Raw genomic sequence first — 6,465 nt, 5'->3', positions numbered from 1 at the left:
CCCGGGGCGGTCCCCGCGCTGCTCGCGCGCGTCGGCTGCCGGCGGCTGGTCGCGGCGGACGGCGCGGCGGTGCCGGCGACCGGCGGCATCGATCCGCTGGACGCGCGGATGTTCTGGAGCGCCGGCGCGGAGACACAATCGCCGGGCGGCTACGGCGACGAGCCGAGAGCGAGCGGTGCCCGCGATTCCGGCGCCATCCCGCCCTTCATTCCCGACGCGCCGGCGACGATCGTCTTTACGTCTGGAAGCACCGGCGCGCCGAAAGCGGCGCTGCACTCGTTCGCCAACCACTGGGCGAGCGCCGTCGGGTCGAACCGCAACATCCCGCTGCGCCCCGGCGACCGCTGGCTGCTCTCGCTGCCGCTGTGGCACGTCGGCGGCCTCGCGGTGATCTTCCGCTGCCTCCAGGGCGGCGCGGCGGTCGTCCTCGCCGACCGGGACCAGCCGCTCGCGGACGCGATCCTCGTCCGCGGCATCACGCACGTCTCGCTCGTTGCCACGCAGCTCTTCCGGTTGCTCGGCGACGCGCGCGGCCGCGAGGCGCTGCGCTCGCTCAAGGCGGCGCTCCTCGGCGGCGGGCCGGTGGCGGCGCCGCTGCTCGATGAGGCCGCGCGGTTGGGCGCGCGCCTCGTCACCAGCTACGGCTCGACCGAGACGGCCTCGCAGGCCGCCGCGACCCGCCCCGGCGACCCGCCGGAGGCGCTGCGCACGGCCGGCCGCCCGCTGCCGTTTCGCGAGATCGCGCTCGACGCCGGCGGCGAGATCCTCGTCCGCGGGCGCACGCTCTTTGCGGGCTACCTCGAGGGCGGGGAGGTCCGCGCCGCCCGGGACCGAGGCGGTTGGTTCCACACCGGCGACCTTGGCCACCTGGACGCGGCGGGCCGGCTCGTCGTCGACGGCCGGCGCGACAACATGTTCGTCTCCGGCGGCGAGAACATCCACCCGGAGGAGATCGAGCGCGCGCTGGTGGACTTCCCCGGCACGCTGGACGCGATCGTCGTGCCGGTGCCCGACGCCGAGTTCGGCGCGCGCCCGGCCGCGTTCCTGCGCACGGCTTCCGGGCACCTTCCTGATCCGGCCGCGCTCGGCGCGTTCCTGCGCCGCACGCTTCCCGGCTTCAAGGCGCCGGTGCGCTACCTGCCCTGGCCGGACGTCGCGGAGGGGATGAAGCCGGATCGGCGGGAGCTGGCCCGGCTGGCGACACCTGGGAACGCCCCTCTCCCCCTTTGGCAAAGGGGGGAAGGGGGGATTTCGAGATCGTGACTCCCGGGACGAGACGCTAGGCGACGTCGAGATACGGCCCAAGCGCCGCGCGCAGCGCCTCCGGCAACGGGCACGAGGCGCCGGTCGCCGTGTCCAGCGCGGAGTGCACCGTGAGCGCGCCGCCGGCCTCCCGGCCGCCGGGGAGCAGGAAGCGGTAGGCGATGGTGAACGAGCGCTCGCCGATCGCCCGCACGCCGACGCGCACCGTCAGCCGGTCGCCCGCGCTCAGCGGCGCGCGGTAGTCGGCCTCGGCGTGGACGACGGGGAAGAGCACCTCGCGCCGGCGCAGGACCTCGCCGATCGGCAGGCCCAGGTGCTGGAGGAACTCCTCGAGCGCGGCGTGCGCGAGGCGGAACTGCGACCCGTAGAAGAGGAAGCCCGCCGCGTCGGTGTCGTAGAGGCGGACCGTCAGCTCGCAGGTGAATTCCACCGGATTCTCCTCATGGCCTGGCATGAATGTGCCTCGCGCTCACCCCGCCTCCGATCGCACCGCGATCTGCTTTCCAGACCGACACATTGTACTCACAGATGCCGATTCCCGTGCCATGAATCGTGGAGTCGCCGATTTGCACGGCCCCTAGAAAGCCGGGCGAACCGGACCTTGCTGGCGCAGTCCGATGCGGCGCCGCAGAAGATCGAGGTTGCGCATGGCGGGGAGGTACGCCGGATCAAGCCGCAGCGCAGTTTCGAACCATGGCCGCGCCTCGTCGAGACGTCCCAGTTTCGCGAGGGCGATTCCCATGTTGTTGTGCGCAACGGCCTCTTGCGGCCGGAGAAGGAGCGATTGGCGCGTCAACTCGATCCCCTCTCGCAACTCCCCCCGCTCGATCAAGATGTTCGCCAGATTGCTCAAGGCGACGTGGTTGGCGCGCGTGACCGCGAGGGCGTGGCGAAACAGCAGTTCGTCATCGCGCCAGTACCTGACCTGACGAACGGACTGCGCCCCCAGGATGCCGAGGACCGCCACGCAGAGCAGGACCGCAGCGACGGTCCTGGCAGGTGAGGCCGCGCAGAATCTCCCGGCAAGCCATACCACTGCCAGCAGCAGCCCGACGTGAGGCAGGTAGGTGTAGCGGTCCGCCATCGACTGCAATCCGACCTGGACGAGGCCGCTCACCGGGACCAACATGCCGCAGCAGGCGAGCCACCCGACGGCGAGGTAAGGATGTCGCCGGGCACCGAGCGCGACGAACGCCGTGATGAGCACGAGGACCACGGCGGCTGTGATCGCCGGGCGCCACGCCACGGAAACATCGCCGGGATAGAAGACGGCGAGGTTTGCGGGCCACGCGAACTTGCCGAGGTACGCAGTGTACGCACCGGCAGCGTTGGCAATCCTGACGCCCGCCGGCAGGACGTCCAGGGGCGCGATGGCGCCGCCCCGGCTCTGAGCGAGCAACGTCACTCCGCCGAGGGCAGCGGCCATGCCGAACAGCGCGGCCTTCTCCTTGAAGAGCGCGAACGACGGACGCAGTGGCAACGCCCGACCGAGCGGCCACCAGTCAAGCAGGAGCAGCACGAAGGGCAGGGTCACGAGCATCGGCTTGGACATCAGCCCGAGAGCCAGGAATACGCCCGTGCCGGCCAGGCGCCAGCGCCCCGGCCTCCGGCAATGATGGACATACATTCGGACGGCGAGAAGGCCGAACAGGGCCGAAAGCACGTCCTTGCGCTCAGCAATCCAGGCTACCGACTCGACACGCTGGGGATGAACGGCGAAGAGGGCTGCAACAAGCGCGCTCTTCCACACTGCGCCGGTCATCGACCGCAGCACGGCGAAAACGAGAACAACGTTTGCCATATGGAGGAGCAGATTCACCAGGTGGTGCCGCTCGGCGCGCAGGCCGAAAAGCCGCACGTCCAGCATGTGTGAAAGCTTGGCAATCGGATTCCAGTTCCACCCATCGAAGCCCGTCAGCGCCCAGCGCAGGCCATCCGCCGTGATGCCTCTGCTTACAGTGGGATTCCGCCACACCACAATGTCATCGTCATAGTTGAGGAATCCGTATCGGGTAGCGGGCCAGAACACCGCAAAGGTCAGCGCGCACAGCGCGACCGCGATCACGAAGGACACTGCGAGCCTTCTCTTTCGCATTCGAGCTGATGCTCCGGGGCAAACCGGCGCCTGTCAAGGTCTTCGGGGGCTGCCCCGCGACCTACGGCTTCTTCGGCTGACCAGAGGGAGGCGTCGCGGCAGGAGGCTTCGGCGGTTCCTTCCAGTTCTCCGCGGACTTCGCCAGCGGCGTCCGCACGTCGCGCGAGACGAGCAGGACCTCCTTCGCGCCGTCGCGCTTGAGGTACGCACTCGCGAAATCGGGTCCCCGCTTGCCGACCGTGAAGCCCGCAACGAGCTTGCCGCCCGCGCCCTCGAGCCGGACGACGATCCCCTTCGCCGCGTCCGTCTCGTAGGCCTCCTGCTTCGCGGCGTTCTTCGAGACCACGGCGCTCACCTCGAGCGCCGCCAGGTCCGCGAGCAACGCGTCGACCGCCGCGGCGTCAGCCGCCTCCTTCGCCGCGCCGAGCTTCCACCCGGAGCCCGCGCGCGCCAGCAGCACCTCGGCGCCGGACCGCGCGATGCGGATGGTCTGCACGTCCGCCGGCGCGAGCCCGGGCAGCGCCCGCCCATGCTCGCGCGGCCGGTCCGCGCTGCACGGGCCCGCCACGAGCGCGGCCGCGGCGCCCAGCACGACGAGGAGCGCGGCGAGGACGAGCGTCGCGCGCGATCTCACGCCTCGCCCCTCTGCCGCCGGCGGGCGTTGAGGCGCACGATGCCGACCAGCGCCACGAGCAGCGGGATCGCGATCACGTTGAAGAGCTTGATCGCCGACTTCGCGCGCTCCGACACCGGCGCGAGCACGCGCTCCTCGGAAACGCGCGAGCGGATGCCGATCAAGTCCGGCCCCAGGGTCATCCAGTCGATCGCGTTGAGGATGAAGGCGCCATCCTCGGGGAACTGGCGCAGGAACTCGGCCTGGGCCAGCCGCGACGTGCCGACCACCAGGACCGACGTCTCGGCGCTCTCGCCGCGCACCTGGCCGGCCGGCGCGCCGGCGGGCGCCGCCTTGCCCCTCCAGAAACTCGGGAACTTCCCCGTCAGCAGCACGGCCAGGGGGCGGCCGCCAGCGGGTGCCTTCTGCCCCCCGCCCTCGCGCCCCCGCGGCTGCGGCGAGAAGTCGTAACTGCCCGTGACCGCGAAGGCGTCCGGCGAAGCCTTCGCCAGCACCGTCGCCTTGACGCCGGCGGGGAGCGCCGCCAGCGGCTCGACGCCGCTCGCCCACGGCAGGACGAGGCCCTCGAGGCGCGAGGTGATCGGCTGCTCGCGATCCAGCGCCGCCGCCGGGACGCGGACCCACCAGGGGTAGGCGATGCGGAACTGCATGAAGCCCGAGGAGAACGCGGCGGGCGCGTTCAGGCGCGGCTCGCCGATGACGTCGCGCGCCACCTTCACCCCGTAGCGCTCGAGCAGTTCGTGGACGCCCGCCTCCAGGGGGATCGCCTCGAGCGACCCCTCGGGGATCTCGAAGTGATCGACGAGGAAGACCGCGCGGCCGCCGCGCATCACGAACTGGTCGATGGCGAAGCGCGCCTTCTCGTCCAGGTCGCGCGGACCGGCGACCACGAGGGTCGCGACGCCCTCCGGCACCGCGGTGAGCCCCTCGGCCTGCAGATCCCGCAGGTCGTAGAGCCGCCCCAGCTCGCGCCGCAACGGGTCCGCCTGCCGCTCGCGCGGGTCCGCCTCCGGGGCCCCGATCCAGCCGACGGCCTTCTTCTGCGGGCTCGTCAGGCGCAGCAGCGCCGCAGTCAGCTCGTACTCGAGGTTGCCGGTGTCCTGGATGACCGGCAGCACCTCCTGGCGCCCGCCGTGCAGCACGACGAGCCCGAGGTAGACGTTCGAGAGCTGGAACTGGTCGCGCTCGAGGACCTCGAGTTGCAGCTTCGGGATCCCGAGCGCCCGCATGCGCTGCTCGGCGCCGGCGTCCGGGCCCGGGTCGACGAACTCCAGGTCGAGGTTGCCGTGCGAGAACGCCCGGTACTCCTCGAGCACGTCCTGCACCTGGCGGCGCAGGTGCACGAGATACGGCGGGAGCTGCCGGCTGAAGTAGGCGTTGACGACGACCCGGTCGTCGAGCGCCGCGAGCAGCTTCTTCGTCGCGGGCGCCAGCGTGTACTCGCGCCGCTGCGTCAGGTCCCAGCGCGCGAACCAGCGCTGCGCGACGACGTTGGCCGCCACGAGCACGCCCGCGAGCAGCGCGGTCTGCGCCATCCGGTTGAGCCGCAGCAGCCGCCGGTGCGTCGCCATCGTCTGTCGCCCCCCGCCCGTCCTAGGCGCGGCTCTCCTGGAGCCGCCGCACGGTCAGGTAGAGGAAGAAGAGCGTGACCGCGACGAAGTACAGCACGTCGCGGCTGTCGATCACCCCGCGCCCGATGCTCCAGAAGCGGGCGCCGAGGCCCACCGACGAGAGCAGCGGGGCGAGGAAGCCCGGCGCGGCGACGAGCACGAAGTCCTCGCCGGCGACGAAGAGCGCGAACGTCAGCGCCACCCCGCCGATGTACGCCACGATCTGGTTCTCCGTCAGCGCCGAGGCGTAGCTGCCGATCGCCAGCCCGGCGGCGCCGAACAGCAGCAGCCCGCAGTACCCGGCGAGCACGGGCCCCGGGTCGGGGTCGCCGAGCGCGAACACCGTCGCCGCCAGCGGCAGCGTCCCGGCCAGGCTCACGGCGAGGAGCCCCAGCCCGCCGAGGAACTTGCCGGCCACGGCCTCGCTCTCGCGCACCGGCCAGGTCAGCAGCACCTCGAGCGTCCCGAGCTTGCGCTCCTCCGACCAGAGGCGCATCGTCAGCGCCGGCAGGAGGAAGACGAGCGTCCACGGCAGCAGGCTGAAGAAGCCGCGCATCGTCGCCAGGCCGAGCACGAAGAAGCCGCGGAAGAAGAACCAGCTCGTGAAGCCGAGGAAGACGACGAGCCAGGCGTAGGCGATCGGCGAGGCGAAGGCGCCGCGGAACTCCTTGACGGCGATGGCCCAGGCGGCGCGCATCTCGCTACTTGCCCTCCCCCGCCGTGAGCTTGAGGAAGACGTCCTCGAGCGAGAGGCGCTCGGCGTGCAGCTCCAGCAGGCCCCAGCCGTTGGCGGCGACCGCGGCGGCGAGCGCCTCCCGCGGGTCGGCGCCGGCCTCGGCGCGCACCCGCACGTGCGCGACCCC

Annotated in this window: 6 protein-coding genes; 1 reads left to right on the top strand and 5 read right to left on the bottom strand. The window is 71.8% G+C overall.

Annotation, left to right across the window (positions count from 1 at the left end; all coding sequences use genetic code 11):
* Positions 1–1,263: o-succinylbenzoate--CoA ligase (gene menE, locus VI078_10565; GenBank protein HEY5999722.1), on the top strand; the 1,263-nt coding region annotated here is incomplete at its 5' end.
* Positions 1,264–1,279: 16 nt separating this feature from the next.
* Here menE and VI078_10560 read toward each other — a convergent pair.
* The 5 genes from VI078_10560 to VI078_10540 all read right to left on the bottom strand — a co-directional run bounded on the left by VI078_10560 (position 1,280) and on the right by VI078_10540 (position 6,299).
* The gene (locus tag VI078_10560; protein ID HEY5999721.1) at positions 1,280–1,693 is read right to left on the bottom strand and encodes a thioesterase family protein; all 414 of its coding nucleotides are present in this window, start codon (positions 1,691–1,693) and stop codon (positions 1,280–1,282) included.
* Between the two features lie 147 nt (positions 1,694–1,840).
* On the bottom strand, positions 1,841–3,337 hold the full coding sequence (locus tag VI078_10555) for a tetratricopeptide repeat protein (GenBank protein HEY5999720.1): 1,497 nt from the start codon (positions 3,335–3,337) through the stop codon (positions 1,841–1,843).
* Positions 3,338–3,419: 82 nt separating this feature from the next.
* Complete coding sequence (locus tag VI078_10550) at positions 3,420–3,992, bottom strand: DUF4340 domain-containing protein (protein HEY5999719.1); 573 nt, start codon at positions 3,990–3,992, stop codon at positions 3,420–3,422.
* Positions 3,989–5,563 (bottom strand): GldG family protein, encoded by a 1,575-nt coding sequence (locus tag VI078_10545; protein ID HEY5999718.1) that lies wholly within the window; start codon positions 5,561–5,563, stop codon positions 3,989–3,991. Before VI078_10545 ends, VI078_10550 begins: the two co-directional genes overlap by 4 nt.
* 22 nt (positions 5,564–5,585) lie before the next feature.
* Positions 5,586–6,299: an ABC transporter permease subunit gene (locus tag VI078_10540; protein ID HEY5999717.1), complete on the bottom strand. Its 714-nt coding sequence runs from the start codon at positions 6,297–6,299 to the stop codon at positions 5,586–5,588.
* Between the last annotated feature and the right edge of the window lie 166 nt (positions 6,300–6,465).

It is taken from the genome of bacterium (assembly GCA_036524115.1).
GTDB lineage: Bacteria > JAUVQV01 > JAUVQV01 > JAUVQV01 > DATDCY01 > DATDCY01.
This window is presented reverse-complemented; position numbering and strand designations above follow the sequence as displayed.